Genomic DNA, 17,311 nt, shown 5'->3' on the forward strand with positions numbered 1-17,311 from the left:
CACCTGTCAATTAACTGGCAATCAATTGATTACCATTAAGTGATTGTCCATTTCAGTACAATGCCCGTCCGTTTCCGGACAACCGGCGCGCCTGCCAGGCTGAACGGCCGGCAGGTAAAGGTTGCCCGGGGCACTTCCAGTCATCTTAAAAACAGACCGCGCGTATGGACCTGCAAGCTGGTTACCCCTATTCATTGGTAAAATACGGCCTGCCCAATGATTATCCAAAACTGGACCGTGACCTCCGTACAACCGTTGCCGTTATTGGCGGCGGCATCTCCGGCGCGCTCACCGCGCACGCGCTGGTGCAGGCGGGCATTGCATGTGTAGTGCTGGATGCCCGCACCGTGGGCCTGGGCAGCACCGTTGCCAGCACTTCCCTGCTGCAATATGAAATAGATGTACCGCTGAGCAAACTCATCCCGCAGATAGGCCGCAGCCGCGCGGAACGGGCCTACCGGCTTTGCGCTGACGCCATTGCCGCACTGGCCGGTATCAGCAAACGCCTGCCGGGCGTACCCTTTGACAGGAGACCCAGCCTCTACCTGGCCTCTTATCAAAAACACCTGTCGCTGATTATAGCGGAACACAAAGCCCGCCGCGCCATGGGGCTGGACGTAGTGCTTTGGGACGCGGACACCGTTAAGCACACCATTGGCCTCGATGCGCCCGGCGGCATCTATTCCCGCACCGGCGCGCAAACAGACGCCTACCTCCTCACCCACGGCCTGCACCGGTACAATATCAAAAAAGGCGCGCAGGTGTATGACAGAACGCTGGTCACCCACATCCGCCACCATAAAAAAGGCGCGGTGCTCACCACGGCCACCGGCCACACCGTACACACCCGCAAAATAATAGTAGCCACCGGGTACGAATCCCTGCAATACATCCGCGAAAAGATCGTAGACCTCCGCTCCACCTACGCCATAGCCGGCGAACATGGCGAAACGGCCACGCCCTGGTATGAGAACTGCCTGATATGGGAAACAAAAGACCCCTACCTGTACCTGCGTACCACGCCAGATAAGCGCATTGTGGCCGGCGGGCGGGATGAGCAATTCTACAGCCCCGCCCGGCGGGACAAGCTGCTGAAACGCAAAACGCGCCAGCTGGAGCAGGACGTGCGGCGCCTGTTCCCCCACCTCCCTTTCCATGCGGAATTTAGCTGGACGGGCACCTTTGGCAGCACGCAAGACGGCCTGCCCTACATTGGCGAATACCCCCGCATGCCGCATACCTTTTTTGCCCTTGGTTTTGGCGGCAACGGCATCACCTTCAGCCAGGTGGCGGCGGATATTGTCTGCCGCCTTGTACAGGGCCGAAAGCACCCCGATGCGGCGCTGTTCTCCTTCAGCCGGTATAAGGGATAAAATGCGTAAATTTGCAGCTTAATTTGAGACGAATGAAGATAGATATCTGGTCAGATGTGGCGTGCCCCTTCTGCTTTATCGGCAAACGCCACCTGGAGGCGGCACTGGAAAAATTCCCCCACCGGGAGAACGTGGAAGTGACCTGGCACAGTTTTGAGCTGGACCCGGGCGCCAAACAGGAATACGAAGAAAACCAGTACGAGCTGCTGGCCCGCAAATACGGCATGTCTGTAGAACAGGCCAGGGAAAACACCGCGCGGGTAGAGGCCTCCGGCGCCGCGGCCGGCATACAGTTTGACTTTGACAACGTGAAACCGGCCAACACCTTCAATGCCCACCGGCTGATACAGCTGGCCGCGCAACACGGCAGACAGAACGAAGTGGAAGAACTGCTGTTTACCGCCTACTTCACGAAAGGCCAGCACATTGGCCGCCCGGAAACGCTGCAGGCCATTGCCACCGCCGCCGGCCTAAACGCCGCGGGCCTTTTCGATACAGACGCCTATACGAAGGAAGTGCGGGCGGACGAAGCGGAAGCGCAGGCCATCGGCATCAGGGGCGTTCCGTTTTTTGTGTTTGACCGCAAATACGCCATCTCTGGCGCACAACCGGTCAACGTGTTTGAACAAACGCTGCAAAAAGTATGGGAAGAAAGCCGGCCCGCGGATGTAGCGCCGGGCGGGGTTTGTGAAGACGGGGTTTGTACGCCGGGGGAATAATATTTAAACGTGCGAATATTCAGCCCAAAGGCTGGATGTTCTCATTTTGAAGATGTCAGCTTTTCTATATCATCAAGGTCTTTATGCCTGCCCGCGGCCTTTTTGGCCATCGTTCCCATCAATTATTCATTTTCCGGCTCGAAAAATACTTCCTGTCCATTTTGGGCGGCGTATTGATATTAAAGCCATAAGCCTGTGAAATAAGGTAATACGCCTGCCTCAAACGCTCCGCATACGGAACACTTTTATCGAAAACATTCGCGGCGTCCGCCTCCCTGAATGTCATCATCTTAAACGCTGTTCTATCAAATTTAAACGCTCCCATAGCTGCCTTGATTTGTTATTAAAGGTACGAAAAAGAAAAAAGCCTTTTAAAAGGGCCGTTCAGCTCTTCTTAAAAGGCTTTTTATATGTTGCCATGGAAAGCTAGAAGTTAAACCCGGCCTTCAGGCCAAAGAAACCCAAACCGCTGTTCCGGAACCAGTTTTCATACTTGGCCTGTACATCCAGCCCCAGCACGCGGATGCCTATGCCCGGGGCAAGCAGGAACGCCGAACCGTCCAGGTCGCCAACAAAATTGGCGGCGCCGCCTTCCAGCTTCACATACAGGATAGATACCAGCTGGTATTTCAGGCCTACCCTTACCGGTACGGCAGCCACTGCGGGAAAATCCGTATTGCCTACTGTTTGCCCGCCGAAACGCATGTACCCTACGGAACCGGTTACCCCAAAACCTGCTATCAGCTTGATGTCTGCGTTAAGGCCCACACCAAACCCGGTCTTGTTGATATCTCCGAAATCGCCTACAGGAAAACCGGCTTCTACATAAGGCCCCAGGCTGAACCGTTTTAATTGCGCGTGTGTTGCCAGACTGCCCATGAGCAACACCGCCATCATCAGGAAGAGTTTGTTTTTCATTCAAAGGATATTTCGAGGTTATGGTTATGGTGATGTATTACACGAAAGTATTAGTTATTTCTCACACACCCTAAAAGAGCTTTTAAAGGCAGCCGGATTTTACTAAATTTCCGGTCATGAAAAACTGCCTGGTCCCCTTGTTGTTAGCACTGGCCCTGCAAGCCTCCGCACAAAATACCCGATCCTGGAAGTACCATATGGACATCACGATCAACACCACGCCCGCCGGCGCCCATATAGCAGGAGACGTGCATCACTACCCGCTGGCCGTAAAACTGGACGCACAGCATTTCGACTTCGGGGAAGCCAAGGCCAACGGGGCGGATATACGTTTTTCCCAACCCGGCGGCGCCGCCTTTCTGCCCCACAGCATTGAATGGTGGGACCCCGTTCACCGGGTGGCGCTGGTATGGGTGAAAGTACCGCTCATCAAAGGCAACAACGATACGCAGTTCATTACGCTGCACTGGGGCAATGCCGCCGCCGGCGCGGAAGACCGCTCTCACGACGTATTTGCCACCGGCGAGGGATTTGTAGGGGTATGGCACCTCAACGAGCCCGGCAATACCCTGCCCGGCGGTTACAAAGACGCTACGGCCAGCGCCGCGGACGCCACCGGCGTAAACATGCTGCCCGGCAACCTGGCCGCCGGCATACTGGGCAAAGCCCAGCAATTCAATTACAGCAACCGGCAGTGGATCAAAATAGACAGCGATAAACGCAAACTGTTCGACCTCACCAACCAGCTCACCTTTTCCATCTGGGCGCAGGCCCGCAGTTACGCCAACAAGGGCAACGAGGCCAAACGGGTGCTGCCCGGCTATGAGACCATGATAGCCAAGGGAGACAACTCCTGGCGGCTGCAAAAGTACGGCACCCGCCAGTGGCATAACCCTCCGGCGGAGCTGATAGAGATCTGCGTGGAGCGCCTGGACCCGAAAGGAGACCTCTGCGTGATAGGGAAAACAGATATGGTCACCGGCCGCTGGTTCCACATTACCGGCGTGCATGACCACCCCTACGTACGCCTGTACGTGAACGGCGTGCTGGACGCCACCGCCACCTATGACAGCAAATGGACAACAGACGACCATCCCGTGGGCATCGGCAACCAAAGCCAGTTCCCTGACAAAGGCGGCCGCTTTTGGGACGGCTGGCTGGATGAGGCGCGGGTGCTGAACGTGGTGAAAGACGAATACTGGATCAAACTGGACTATGAGAGCCAGCGGGAAGGGCAACGGTTGCTCCGGTTCGGAAAAACGGTGCGGCAGTGAATAGGCCACCCGCCAATAAATGGAAAGGGCAACGGTTGCCCCGGTTCGGGAAAACGGTGCGGCAGTGAATAGGCCCCCCGCCAACAAACGGGAAGGGCAACGGTTGCTCCGGTTCGGGAAAGCGCCACGGCAGTGAATAAGCCCCCCGCCAATAAAAACGGGCCGCAGAAACCTGCCGCCCGCCTGTAAAAAACGCGTATAATGCCTATTTTTTCTTCCTGTTCCTTTTTTCCGTGATAACGCCGTTAAAGGAAATAGGTTGCCGGTTGGTGCTGGTTACCTGGAGGGAAGCATATCCGTCTTCAGACACGGAAAGGAACAGCTGCTGCACCTCGCGCACGTCTTTGGGCTGAATGGTAATGTCCCAACCGCCGCGCTTGCCGGGTTTTTCCGTATACTCAAAATCTTTTGAAATGAACTGCACGCCCCCCTTGGAAGGGTCTAGCGGAGCGGAATAGGCCCGCCCGAAATAAGGCAGGAAAGAATTGATGGTATCTTTTGATACGGTGAGGTCATACCCTTCTCCCGTTATCTGCCGGGTGCGCCCTCTCATGGGGAACACAGACTGGGCCTCAAAAACGAAGTTCCGGCTTTGCACCAGCTGTTTGATCTTGTCTGTTCTGGACGTTTTGACCTGTGCGCCGGACTGCGCGCCCGCGTTCAGGAAGGCGGCCATCAGCAGCAACAGAACAGGTATCGTTTTGACTGCTTTCATATGATCTGGGTTTTACCTTTTTTGCATATAGAACAAATCATGTACCATAAAGGTTTTTTCATTATATTTAACCATCATATATCCTAAACCACCTTACACTATGACTCCTTTCACATTGTTGGCGGTAGCAGCCGCCGTTTTTTTTGTGGCCCACGTATTTTTACTGTTCACCTCCTTCGGCCGCGGCATCTATCACAAACGCAAGTACCTCTGGTCTCACCTCACCCTCTGGATCTGCGGGGCCATCCTTTTTGCCATGGCAGCGCTGTACGCGGGCAAAGGCGAATCTCCCGTTATGGACGTGTTTGATACACCGGTGAAACGCTGGCTGATCATTGCAGTGGCCTTCGGCCTTTCCGCCGCCGCGCACACCATTGTAAAATTGCTGGTGATGCCCCGCTACCAGGGCCGGTAACGCGCGCCGGCTGGAATGTTTCTGTATCTTGCAGGCATGACCGTTCGCAAAATCATTCATGTGGATATGGATGCATTCTATGCATCGGTTGAGCAGCGCGATTTTCCAGTATACAGGGGCAAGCCCATTGTTGTAGGCGGCTCCCCGGAAGGGCGTGGCGGAGTGGTGGCAACGGCCAGCTACGAGGCCCGGAAATACGGCATCCGCTCTGCCATGCCTTCCAAAAGAGCTTTGCAATTATGTCCAGATGTAATTTTTATACGCCCCCGCTTTGCCGCCTACAAGGAAGTGTCTCAGCAGGTGCGCGATATTTTCAGGCGGCATACGGACCTGGTAGAACCCCTCTCTCTTGATGAAGCCTACCTGGACGTAACGGAAGACAAACAACAGATCGGCTCCGCCATTGCCATTGCCCGGCTGATCAAACAAGCCATCCGGGACGAGCTGCAGCTCACCGCCTCCGCCGGTGTTTCCATCAATAAATTTGTGGCAAAAATTGCGTCAGACATGCAGAAGCCGGACGGCCTCACGTTCATAGCGCCGGAGCAGGTGGAAACATTTATGGAGCAACTGCCCGTGGAAAAGTTCTTCGGCGTGGGAAAGGTAACGGCGGATAAAATGAAACGGATGGGCCTGCATACTGGCGCCGACCTTAAGAAGCTGACGGAAAACAACCTGGTGCAGCTTTTCGGGAAAACAGGGCATTTCTATTACCGCATCGTGCGGGGGATTGACGAACGGGAAGTACAGCCGCACCGCGAAACCAAATCGCTGGGCGCTGAAGACACCTTTCCGCATGACCTTACCACTGTTGAAGAGATGAACCTGGAGCTGGACAAAATAGCGCTCACAGTAGCCGGCAGGCTGGAGAAATACCAGCTCCGCGGCCGCACCGTTACGTTGAAGATCAAATACAGCGATTTCCGCCAGATCACCCGCAACCAGTCTTTCCCGCTGCCGGTGGGAGACCTGGCCACCATTGCCGCCACCGCCAAACAGTTGTTGCTGAAAACAGACCCTGCGGATGTAAAGGTCCGCCTGCTGGGCATTACCCTCTCCAATTTTGCGGACGATGCGCCCGCCGCGCCCGCGCAGCAGCTCAGCCTGTTCTGACCATTTCTTTCCCTGCATGCAGAGAGCAGCTGCGGAACCTTGCTGCTCCGTAACATACCGGCTGCCTGCGGGCAAACCGGAAGTGCCCTGTTACCCTCTGCCGCGCCCGTTACTCCGTTCTCAAACTATGCACCGGGTTGGCCAATGCCGCCCGCACCGCCTGGTAACTGATAGTGAAGCAGGTGATAAGCAGTGTGACCGCGCCGGCCAGTACAAACATGCCAACGCCGGGCGTGATGTGATAGGCAAACCCTTCCAGCCAGCGGTGGGTGGCCCACCAGGCCAGGGGCAGCGCAATCAGCACGGCCAATGCCACCAGCTTCAGGAACTCGCGGGAAAGCAGCATCACCACGTTGCTCACGGAAGCGCCTACCACCTTGCGCACGCCTATTTCCTTTTGCCTGCGCTGGGCGGTGTAAGCAGCCAGGCCAAAGAGGCCCAGGCAGGATATCAGGATGGCCAGCCCGGCAAAATACCGGCTCAGGATGCCGATCCTTTTTTCGGAAGCATACATTTTCTGGTACCCTTCGTCCAGGAACTGGTAATCGAAGCTGAAGCCGGGGTTAAACTGGCGGTAGAGCTGCTCCAGGCCCGCAATGGTCTCCTTTTCACGGCCCGCCTGTATTTTGATGACGGCCGCATAGGTAGCGCCGGGGTTCAGGCGGAAAAACACCGGCTTTACACTTTCGTGCAAAGACTCGAAGTGAAAATCTTTTACCACCCCAATGATGTGGCGGGTCTCTCCCCAGAGCTGCACGGTTTTACCCAGCGGCTCCTTCATGCCCATATACCTGATAGCGGCCTCATTAAAAATAATGGCATTGCTGTCTGAGGCCAGATCTCTTGAGAATGCCCGCCCAGCTACTACCTGGAAACCCATGGTTTCCTCCATGCTGTATGAAACGGCAATGTTCTCGAACTCCGTTCTGTCTTCCGGGTCGCGGCCCGGCCATTGCACGCCGGAAGTGCCGCTGTTATGCCCCGTCATGTTGTGGGCCATATAGGTGGCGCTGACAACGCCCGGTACGTTCCTTACACGGGCCATAAAGGTCTCCAGGTGCTCTTCAGCGCCCAGCTTGCCTTCCCGGGTGAACATGATCACATTGTCCCTTTTATAGCCGAGGTTCTTGTTCTGCACAAACGCGATCTGCTGGTACACCACCATCACAGACACGATCAATACAGCGGATATAGCGAACTGGAAAACCACCAGGCCCTTGCGCACCCACAGTTCCCCGGCGGAGCCGGCCAGCCGGCCTTTCAGCACGGCAATGGGCTTGAAGCCAGACAGGTAAAGAGCCGGGTAACTGCCGGCCAGCAGCCCGGTAACAAAGGTGATAAGCACAAAAGCGCCGGTCATCCCGGGTGTAACCGCAAGCGCCAGTTGTTTGCCCGTAATGTTGTTGAAAGACGGCAGCAGCAGGGCCACCAGCAACACCGCCACCGCCAGGGCCATGAAGGTGAGCAGCACGCTCTCCCCCATATATTGCAACATCAGTGACGCCCTGCTGGCGCCGGCCACTTTCTTGATACCGATCTCCTTCATTCTCCTGGCCGCCCTGGCCGTGGAAAGGTTCATGAAATTGATGCTGGCAATGAGCAGGATGAATACCGCTATGATGATGAACATCTTTACATAGGTAATGCGCCCGCCGCTGGCTACGCCATTCTCATAACTGCCATGCAGGTAGTTTTCGGAATATAGTTTGAGGAACGGCGTGCGGTGCTTGACCTCGCCATTGGTCTGTTTCTTTACAAAACCGGCCAGCCTGCTGTTAAACCGGGCCAGGTCAGTGCCTTCCCGCAACAGTACGCGGGTATGCGCGCCGGTATTGCCCCAGCTGCCAACGTATGGGTTGGTATCGAACAGTATCTGGACCGGCAGCAGAAAGTCGAACTGCTCGGTAGCATTTGCCGGCCCGGGCCTGAACACGCCAGACACGGTATATTGCTCCTGGTGCTGCAGCGCAATGGTTTTCCCGATTATGTTTTCCGTGGTATTGAACAGCTTGCGGGCAAGGGTTTCAGACAATACAATGGAATTTTTACCCGCCAGCGCCTGGTCAGCATTGCCCTGCAGCAAGGGATAAGAGAACATCCTGAAAAAATCCGGGCCGGTGTACTTCCCATTGGCCCGCACGTCATTTTGCTGCACGCTGAGGGTGGCATTGTCAAACGGCCGCTCCGTAACCGCATATTCCACTTCCGGCATTTCCGCTTTCATGGCAGCCGCCATGGGGCCGGAGGTGGTGGGGGATGTCCAGATGCCGCCGGCGCGGGCGCGGTTTTCCATTACCCGGTACAACCTGCTGTCTTTTTCATTGAACCTGTCTACCGCCAGTTCGTCCGCTACCCACAAGTAAATAAATAAAGCGCAGGCAAGGCCCGTGGAAAGGCCTACCAGATTGAGCATAGACGATTGCCTGTTTTTCAGCAGGCTGCGCCAGGCCATTTTGAAGTAGTTTTTCAGCATAAGGTAAGCATCATGGACACTCCCGGCGCTAATTCGGTACCACTTTGCGAGGCATTGTATATAAAAGGGAAACAGATGATCAAATTCACCATATGTCCATTTTCAGGATAGCTGTTGTCCGGAATCGGACAGCTTATTCAGACCGTACTACCGCTCCCCCGCGGGAGGTGCCGTTTTCATTAATGGCCTCTATGGAGAAATAATAGGGCCGTTCTTTATCCATTCCCTTGAAATAGTATTCATTGCCGCCATGTACCATGATGCAGTTGTACAGTTTGTTTGGCGCTATGCCCACGTAAATGTTATAGGCATACGCACTTGTTACCGGCGCCCATTTCAGCCAGGCGCTCCGTTTATCTTTCTCCGTGCGGAGCACCACAAAATCTTTGACCGTATCTGGCGGAGCGCCGCTGCCTTTGCCAAACGCGCGCAGGCCGCTGATGGCAAACTTGCCCGTGGGCATGTGTATGTTTTCCAGCTTGATGAAACGGGCCTTTACAGGCTGCGGCAGCTCCACGTAATCATGCGGCACATCCTGCCGGTTGTTGCTTTTGTCCGCAAGCAGTTTCCACCGCCGCCCATCCAGCGAGTAATACAGTGTATACTGGTGATAAGTGCCTTGCTGCTTGCCGAGAAATTCCGCGTCCTGGTCCGCATAATTGATCTGGACGGCATGTACCGTGCCGGCGGCGCCCAGGTCTGTGCTGATCCATTCCCCCTTGTTGCCGGTGGCCGCGCTCCAGTAGGTCTTTATATTTTCATCTACCGCGTAATTGGGCAGGTAACCGCCTAATGTAGAAGACACCTGTACCGGCCGCTGGTAGTTCAGCAGCATCCAGCCGGTAAAGTAACTGTCGCCATTGGGCTGCAGGTAATGCGGGTAATCCCCGAAGGCGGTGTTGCAGTACATCACACCGTCCTGATCAAACCCCGCCGGCCAGATACCGATGCGGCGCTCAAAATTGTTCTTGACAGATACCACTACGGTAGACACGTGCCAGTAATGCCCATTGTTATCTTTGAAAGTACTGCCATGACCCGCGCCGCGGGCAAAGCCGCCGGGCTTGTAAGCAAACGGATTGTGCGCCTGCGGCGTGAAAGGCCCGAGGGGATGATCTCCCACCACCACGCCGTCCGCATACCCGCTGAACTCGGTGCCCGGCGCCCCGTATTGCAGGTAGTACTTCCCGTTATGTTTGGTCATGTGTGCGCCCTCAATAAAAGGATCGAGGAAAGTATTGTCGCTGTACTCTCCAAAGCGCTGCCAGCCGTAGCGCCAGTCTTCCAGGAGGTACATTTCCCTGCGCGTGCCCAGCGGCTGCAGGGTTTTCCGGTCCAGCTCCACACCGTAGAGCGGGTAGCGGTTGCTGCTGCCGTTGTACATGTAGAGGCGGCCGTCATCATCCGGGAAAAGATCAGGGTCCCAGCCGCCAATAGCAAAGGAGTTTACAGCTTCTTTCCACTCGTTGCCCCTGGGGTTGGTGCTCATCCATATGGGGAAATTGGTGGAATAGGTGGAGCCGAATACCAGCATGGTATCTCCCATCACGGCCACTGCCGGGGCGCACAGCTCGTCGTACACCTTATGCCAGGGTTTGAGGAACCGGCGTGACACAAAATGCCAGTTGAGCATGTTGCTGCTCCACCAGTATCCCCACTGGTTGGTAGAGAAGAGGTAATAATCGCCCTTGTAGTTAACGATCACCGGGTCTGCCGTAGCGCGGTGTTTGCCCCAGGCGGCAAAATCGGGGATGGGCGTATAGCCGTAGTCAATGTTGACAGGGTTGCAGTATGTACGCTGCTGCGCCTGTAGCGGCGCGGCCAACAGCAGCAAGAGGCATGCGGACAAAATGGTTCTCATACGCAGTAACTTTCCTGATGTTCTAAGTTCCGAAAAAATGACATGCGCCCGCATAAAAAATTACCGGTACTGTTGGGTAGCGAGATAAGCGGTTGGCCTGCGGGCGATACCTGTATGTCCGCCTGCCAGAAAAAACCGGCAGTTGGTACTGCCGGTTAACGAGATGTAGCGGTTGGCCTGCGGGCGATACCTGTATGTCCGCCTGCCAGAAAAAAACCGGCAGTTGGTACTGCCGGTTAACGAGATGTAGCGGTTGGCCCTGCGGGCGATACCTGTATGTCCGCCTGCCAGAAAAAAACCGGCAGTTGGTACTGCCGGTTAACGAGATGTAGCGGTTGGCCCTGCGGGCGTGTCAGTATTTTGCCGCCTGCCCGTTTTTCGGAATAGCTTTCAGGATGAACTCGCGGAGGTGGTCGTTACTGGTGGCCAGGTCATCTTTGCGGAGGTACATCATATGCCCGCTGCGGTAGCCTTCCCAGGAGAGGCGGTCTTTCAGCCGGCCGCTGGGGTCCAGCTGCCACATGCTGTATTTGGCGTTGAAATAATCACAGGCGCCATCGTAATACCCGCTCTGGATCAGCACGTGCAGGAAAGGGTTTTGCGCCATGGCCTGCCGCAGGTTCTCCCCTGTTCTGTTGCCGTTATTGTCCCACGGAAATACCGGCCCGAACATGTAGTATTTCAGGTCTGTTTTGTATTTCAGCTCTTCCCGCAGGTACATGTTGATGGCGGGGGTGAAAGAATGCAGCCAGGAGGTCAGCTCGGCGTTAAAATCCACCCGGTCTCCCGCATCGCGCCGGTCAATGCCCAGGTAGCGGGAATCCAGCCGGCCTACAGTGTAGCCGCGTTCGCGCAGCAGCTCTTTCCAGAAGAAGTTCAGGGGAATGTCCAGGTTATTTTGCAGCACGGCTTTTTCCGAGATGCCGGCATAGCGGCTTACCCGGGCGGCAATTTCCTTTTTGCGCGCATCGGTAATAAAGCCGCCCTCCGCCAGCGCGGGCAGGTACTCCTTGATGGTGAACTGCTCTACTTCCTGCAGCATCTGGGTGAGGTCTTTCTGTTGCAGGTCTGCCGCCAATGCTTTGTGGTACCAGGCGGTGGCCGCAAAGTAAGGGAGGCGCAATGCGGCAGACGCGGGGCCTGAGCGCTCAATGCCCAGCTCCGTGGGCGATACGAGCACCACCCCATTCACATAGATCCATTGCGCATTTTGCAGTTCCAGCGCCAGCCCGGACACACGCGTGGTGCCGTAGCTTTCGCCCACCAGGTACTTGGGAGAGGCCCAGCGGTTGTAGCGGGTAATAAATGTATTGATCCATTCGGCCAGGTACTTCACATCCTGGTTCACGCCAAAGAATTTTGTGCCGGGCACGTCTTTACCGGCGGCGCGGGAAAAGCCGGTGTTCACGGGGTCTACGTACACAATATCCGCCGCGTCCAGTATAGAGTGCGGGTTATCTTTCAGGCCGTACGGCTGTACGGGATATCCTTCATCGTCAATATTCAGCACCCTTGGGCCGGTGTAGCCGATCTGCATCCATACAGACGCCGTGCCCGGCCCGCCATTGAACGAAAACACCAGCGGGCGGACCGCCTGGTTGTCTACATTGGTCCTTTCAAAATAAGTATAAAAAACACCGGCTATGGTTTTGCCGTCGTCGTCCCACACGGGCAGTGAGCCGGCCGTTACCTTGTAAGGTACCTTTTGCCCGCGGATGGTCACCTCATGCCGGGTTACCACGCTGGCATCTATTTTCAGCGAGCGGCCGGGAGTGGCGCTGTACAATTTGCCATCAGCGGAATCCTTTGCAGGCGCAGGCCCTTTTTGTGCGTATAGCTGGCTGCAGCCCAGCAGTAGGGCCGCGGTGAGGAAGTGTTTCATAATTTAAACATAGGGTATATGTTTGAATTTACGGGATTTTTTGTGATAAGGGCAGAGAAGAACTAAAAGAATTTGTTGATCTGATAAAACCGATGAGATATAAAACCACGAGAGAAATAGGGGATAATAATAATCACCTGATCTGGAGCGTAATACCTGTATAAAAGAAAAAAGGCAGTGCCAGTTTCCCGGTCAAAGCCTCCGGCGTAAAGATAGGTGAATATAAATTACCGGCAAAAAAATATGGTATTATTTTTTCGTCATAAATACCCACTTCACTTTCTTCTCATACCCAAAAGGTTTCCCCGCCACAGGCCCGCTCATCTCCCCTTTCAGCGTACCGCTTTTATCTTTTGATACGTTCAGCATTACCGCTGAAAAAGCGCCTTTTTCGTAATTAAAAGTAGTTCCGTCATCATCATACAACGTGAAGCTGCCGGCTGCGGTACCGTAATGCCTCACTTCCAGCGGCAGCACCTCTCCTGCTTTAGGCGCCTGCCGGCGGGCGGGTATCATGGGGATGATGGCCCCGTCCTTCACGAACAGCGGTATCTTGTCCAGCACAGCAGTAACGGTGATCTCCTGGTTTTCACCGGCCAGTTGGCCGGTATAAAAGTCATACCACTTGCCGGCGGGCAGCTGCACCTTGCGGCTTTTTTCACCGGCAAATACCGGTGCCACCAGTATATTGTCTCCCATCATGTACTGATCTTTCAGCTCCGCGCGGGTTTTGGCTTCATAAGGGTTCAGGGTGGCATCCAGCTTGCCGCCGGTTTCGCGGGCGGCATAGGCAAAGCCGTCTATCAGGTTCATGGAGCGGAACGGGGGCTTGCCTTCAAAATGATATTGGGCAAAAGTGGAGTAGATGTAAGGCAACAGCCGCATACGCAGCATGGCCACCTCCTGCACCGCCTTTTCCACTTCAGGGAAAGACCATGGCTTGGTACCGTCTGCCCAGGCATTCAACATGGCCATGGGGGAAAAACAAACGCTCTGCATCCTTCTCACCCACTCTTCCGCGGACTTGGAGGCGCGCACTTCCGGCGTCCACAATACGCCAATGAAGCTGCTGTTCACCAGGGCCGTAATAAAATCAGGATGGGAATAATAATCGTTATAGATCACGTACGGGAAATTGCTGGCGCCTGCGTTAGACGCCCTTACCAGCCCATACGTACGCTGGTTCTGCTCCCGGTACCACTCGTCCGTCATCTTCTGCATGATCACCCCGTACACCTGCCGCATCTGCTCTGCCGTGGTGCCTGAGGGGAAGGAGGCCACATCGGGCCACAGCCACTTGTCGTAACCATCGTTCTCATCCATTTTATACCCGCTCACGCCGATGGATATATGATTTTTGATGAAGTGCTCTTTCCACAGCTGACGGGCTGCAGGAATGGTGAAATCTGTTACCAGGCCGTTCCATACGGTATGTGTGCCGGCGTAGGGCTTCACTTTGCTGTACAGGCTGCTTTTGGGAGATACGTAAGGGTTCAGCCAGAGGTTGGCGCGCACGCCTTTTTGGGCCAGGCTGGTGATAAACCCTTTCGGGTCGGGGAAGCGGCTGCTGTCCCATTCAAAGGTGCAGGGGTAGCTCATGGAGTGCCAGCCCGGCTCCACGCCAATAAAGTCCAGCGGAAAGTTATGCGCTTCAAACTCGGCCGCTTCGCGGAGAATATCTGATTGGGAATAGAGCGTGGGAACGCGCTGGGTGAAACCCAGGCCCCACTTGGGCGGCAGGTAACCACCACCATTGAAGAGGTTGTAACGCTGCACAGCGTTCATGGCGGTGGGCCCGCCAAAAACGTAGATCTCCACCCCGGCGGCGGGCACCAGTACTTCCACCCCGTCTGAGTACGGCATGCTCTGCCACTTCTTGCTTTTATCATTCCGGTCTATCAGCTCCGGCGGGTGCCTGGTATCTACGCGCACGGCCGTACCGGCGTATACAGTGAGGTACCGCGCGGCGTCTATCAGCACGCCGTAACCGCGGGACGATACGTAGAACGGCACCGGGGCGTGGGTGCGCCCGTTGTCTGTTCCGCCATAATGGTCCATATGCAGCTGGCTCACGCGGCCGCGCTGGTTCACGGTCTTAAAATTGAGGCCGAGGCCGAAAAGCTGTTCATCCCTTTCCAGCGGGAACTTGAGGTATACCTTGCCATCTTCCAGGCGCACGGTAATATCCGTTTGCGGCAGGGGGAATTGGGCGGCGGGCAGTTTTTGCAGGGAGGCCGCGTTGGGCGTTGCGCCCGCGGCTTTGAGGAGGCTGATCTTTTCAGGTGTGCCGGCTACGGCTTTCCAGACGCCGGGCTGCACCTGCTGCCATTGTAAGGATAATTGCTGTGCGGTGGCTGCCGCGCACAGCAGCAGGCATACCAGCGCCAATCGGGCTGTTTTCATAACTTGATGGAATTGCAGGCATCAAGTTAGCAAGAAAATCCACGTTTTCTCCTTTTGATCAATATACTGGCAGTAAACGCTAAAAAACAGGAAGCCAGCGGGCCGGGGATTGGCACAACCGCAGGCAGTACGTTCCGTTTACGGTAAAACACGAAGCAGTCTAACCCGCGTTTTTTTGCGCGCCGTCAGGCGGGCAGTACGTTCTGGTTCACAGGTTCTTTCACGGCGGGGTTTACCTGGTAGCACAGTATTTTACCGCTGGTCAGCACTTCTACCACGCGGTAACCGTGGTAGGGCGTTCCCCAGCTGCCGCCCAGGTGGCCGTCAAAGAAATAATGTTTACCGTTCTTTTCCTTCATGCCATCTTCCGCATGGTCGTGCCCGTGGAAGATGGCCCGGAGGTTGGGCTGGGCAGAGAACATATCTGTCAGTTCCGGACAGTCGATGCCGTGTTTCGTCCATTTTACGGGCGTGATGTGCATGATCACGAAGAGATGTTTTTTATCCCGGTATTGCTGCAGTTTGGCGCGTGTCCATTCCAGGTCAGGACAAATATACTTGCCTGTTACGTCTGCGGTGTTGAGCACCAGGAAGGCGGCATCGCCCTGCTCCACCACATGGTGCCAGCGCGTGCCCCAGGTTTTCTCCCAATCGTCTTCCGGGATCATGTCGTGATTGCCGTGAGATACAGCATACGGCATTTTCAACTGGTCCCAGGTGCTTTTCACCTCCGGCAGCAAGGCCGGGTTGTTATGAAAAATATCCCCGTTAATAAATGCATAGTGCAAGCCCCTGCCCTTCTTTTCTTTATTGAGCCAGCCCGTCATGCGCTGATGGTTTTCTACCCAAGTAGTTTTGGCCTCGCCGAAATGGCCGTCAGACGTGAGGGCAAAGCGCAGGGCCACCTTGTCTTTGGCGGGCAGCGTAAAGCCCGGGGCGGCAAAAGATTGCAGGGTATTGCCGGCGCCAATGAGCACAATGCCCTTGAGGGTGTTTTCGAGGAATTTGCGACGTGTGAGCATGCCATGAAGATACTTATTTCCGGGAAGCGGAGGTAGTAGGGAAACGAAAAATTAATGCAGCCGGCGGCATGCACTGGCGCAGGCTGGTCATGCATGCCATGGAGGACAGGTGTACTGGCATAAACCGGTTGTGCATACTGTAGAGGGCAGGTGTATTGGTATAAACCGATTGTGCATACTGTAGAGGACAGGTGTATTGGCATAAACCGGTTGTGCATGCGGGCGGGTGCGTGTACTGAAGCACGCGGTTGTACGCACCGCGGAGCTACCCGTTCACGCAAAGGTCAGCGTGTCCAGTTGTTTCCTGTAATCGTACTGCAGGTCTTCGTGCAGGGTTTCCAGCGCCTTTTCAATTTTGCGCAGCTGCTGCACATACAGGTTGGTAAGCTGTACGCTCCGGTCTATCTGGATGCCGCAGCGCCTCATTTTCCGGCAGAAAAAAAGCAGCAGCTCAATTTCGGCCTGTTTGGAACCGGTAAAGCGGATGTGTTTGTTGGTGATGCGCAGTATTTTGCGCAGGGTCTTTTTGGCGTGGTAGAGGTGCGTAGTGGTCATGCCATCAAACTCCAGGGCAATATACTCCTGTACGGAGGCAATGTACCCGTCAAGACTGTGGCTTTCTAACAGCAGGTAGGTGAGCAGTTCCTTGCTTTCCTTTTTGAATTTGGCCAGCCGCAGGCACAGCTCCACCAGCTCCGCGGGCGGCAGGGCGGAAAGCTCCGTTTTCAGTTCGTTGATGGTGGCTACTTTCATGTATCCCGGCTATTCCTGGTAAAAGTCTATCAAAGCGCCAAAGTAGGTATCGTTCCAGCCCTCCACTATATCGTGATAGGCTTCATCGGGGATGTTGGTATGTTTCAGTTCCGCGGAGGTGCCTTTTTTATGCGGGTGCAGGATGATGGTAACAATGGAGGGCGCTTCCTGCTCTCCGAAATACCATTCCTGCACAATTTTTTTGTCTTCCGCAAACTCCAGGTTCTTGCCGGCAATGCTGCCGTCCCAGAGGGAAAATTCCGAGCCGGGCTCGGTGCTCATTTCCGCTTTATCTCCCGTCCATAGCTGGATGGTGGCGGGGTTGGTGAGCGCGCGGTACACATCTTCAGGGGGGGCGGGTATTTCGAAGTGTTTCTTGTAATCTTTCAT

General features: G+C 55.2%; 14 protein-coding genes. 5 read left to right on the forward strand and 9 right to left on the reverse strand.

Annotated features, from left to right (window positions below; genetic code table 11):
• Window positions 1-164 precede the first annotated feature (164 nt).
• Together D3A97_RS21295 and D3A97_RS21300 are read left to right on the forward strand one after the other, a co-directional pair.
• Window positions 165-1,373, forward strand: coding sequence for an NAD(P)/FAD-dependent oxidoreductase (locus D3A97_RS21295; protein WP_119080560.1), 1,209 nt, complete (start codon window positions 165-167; stop codon window positions 1,371-1,373).
• Window positions 1,374-1,405: 32 nt separating this feature from the next.
• A complete protein-coding gene (locus D3A97_RS21300; protein ID WP_119080561.1) occupies window positions 1,406-2,092 on the forward strand; it encodes a DsbA family oxidoreductase in 687 nt (228 codons plus the stop codon).
• A gap of 426 nt (window positions 2,093-2,518) precedes the next feature.
• On the opposite strand, the gene D3A97_RS21310 is transcribed toward D3A97_RS21300, so the two are convergent.
• The gene (locus D3A97_RS21310; protein ID WP_119080563.1) at window positions 2,519-3,010 is read right to left on the reverse strand and encodes a hypothetical protein; all 492 of its coding nucleotides are present in this window, start codon (window positions 3,008-3,010) and stop codon (window positions 2,519-2,521) included.
• Between the two features lie 116 nt (window positions 3,011-3,126).
• Here D3A97_RS21310 and D3A97_RS21315 point away from each other — a divergent pair, with 116 nt between their 5' ends.
• Entirely contained in the window at window positions 3,127-4,284 is a 1,158-nt protein-coding gene (locus D3A97_RS21315) for a DUF2341 domain-containing protein (RefSeq protein WP_119080564.1), read from the forward strand.
• 205 nt (window positions 4,285-4,489) lie between these two features.
• Here the strand turns inward: D3A97_RS21315 and D3A97_RS21320 are convergent, their stop codons facing one another.
• Window positions 4,490-4,999, reverse strand: a complete 510-nt coding sequence (locus tag D3A97_RS21320; RefSeq protein ID WP_119080565.1) for a DUF4251 domain-containing protein — start codon at window positions 4,997-4,999, stop codon at window positions 4,490-4,492.
• Window positions 5,000-5,099: 100 nt separating this feature from the next.
• On the opposite strand from D3A97_RS21320, the gene D3A97_RS21325 reads away from it, so the two are divergent.
• Both D3A97_RS21325 and dinB read left to right on the forward strand, forming a co-directional pair.
• A complete protein-coding gene (locus D3A97_RS21325; protein ID WP_119080566.1) occupies window positions 5,100-5,414 on the forward strand; it encodes a hypothetical protein in 315 nt (104 codons plus the stop codon).
• A gap of 36 nt (window positions 5,415-5,450) precedes the next feature.
• Window positions 5,451-6,527 (forward strand): DNA polymerase IV, encoded by a 1,077-nt coding sequence (dinB, locus tag D3A97_RS21330; protein ID WP_198674111.1) that lies wholly within the window; start codon window positions 5,451-5,453, stop codon window positions 6,525-6,527.
• A gap of 109 nt (window positions 6,528-6,636) precedes the next feature.
• Here dinB and D3A97_RS21335 read toward each other — a convergent pair whose 3' ends face one another.
• The 7 genes from D3A97_RS21335 to D3A97_RS21365 form a co-directional block, all read right to left on the reverse strand.
• Window positions 6,637-9,000, reverse strand: coding sequence for an ABC transporter permease (locus D3A97_RS21335; protein WP_119080568.1), 2,364 nt, complete (start codon window positions 8,998-9,000; stop codon window positions 6,637-6,639).
• 133 nt (window positions 9,001-9,133) lie between these two features.
• Entirely contained in the window at window positions 9,134-10,861 is a 1,728-nt protein-coding gene (locus D3A97_RS21340) for a family 43 glycosylhydrolase (protein WP_119080569.1), read from the reverse strand.
• A gap of 352 nt (window positions 10,862-11,213) precedes the next feature.
• Complete coding sequence (locus D3A97_RS21345; protein WP_119080570.1) at window positions 11,214-12,743, reverse strand: S10 family peptidase; 1,530 nt, start codon at window positions 12,741-12,743, stop codon at window positions 11,214-11,216.
• A gap of 249 nt (window positions 12,744-12,992) precedes the next feature.
• Window positions 12,993-15,146 carry a TIM-barrel domain-containing protein gene (locus tag D3A97_RS21350; RefSeq protein ID WP_119080571.1) on the reverse strand — a complete coding sequence of 718 codons (2,154 nt, stop codon included), beginning with the start codon at window positions 15,144-15,146 and terminating at the stop codon, window positions 12,993-12,995.
• 185 nt (window positions 15,147-15,331) lie between these two features.
• A complete protein-coding gene (locus D3A97_RS21355; protein WP_119080572.1) occupies window positions 15,332-16,168 on the reverse strand; it encodes a metallophosphoesterase family protein in 837 nt (278 codons plus the stop codon).
• Between the two features lie 273 nt (window positions 16,169-16,441).
• Entirely contained in the window at window positions 16,442-16,921 is a 480-nt protein-coding gene (locus D3A97_RS21360; RefSeq protein WP_119080573.1) for a hypothetical protein, read from the reverse strand.
• Between the two features lie 9 nt (window positions 16,922-16,930).
• Window positions 16,931-17,311: an SRPBCC domain-containing protein gene (locus D3A97_RS21365; RefSeq protein ID WP_119080574.1), complete on the reverse strand. Its 381-nt coding sequence runs from the start codon at window positions 17,309-17,311 to the stop codon at window positions 16,931-16,933.

Origin of the sequence: Chitinophaga alhagiae (assembly GCF_003568665.1) — a bacterium.
Classification (GTDB): Bacteria; Bacteroidota; Bacteroidia; order Chitinophagales; family Chitinophagaceae; genus Chitinophaga; species Chitinophaga alhagiae.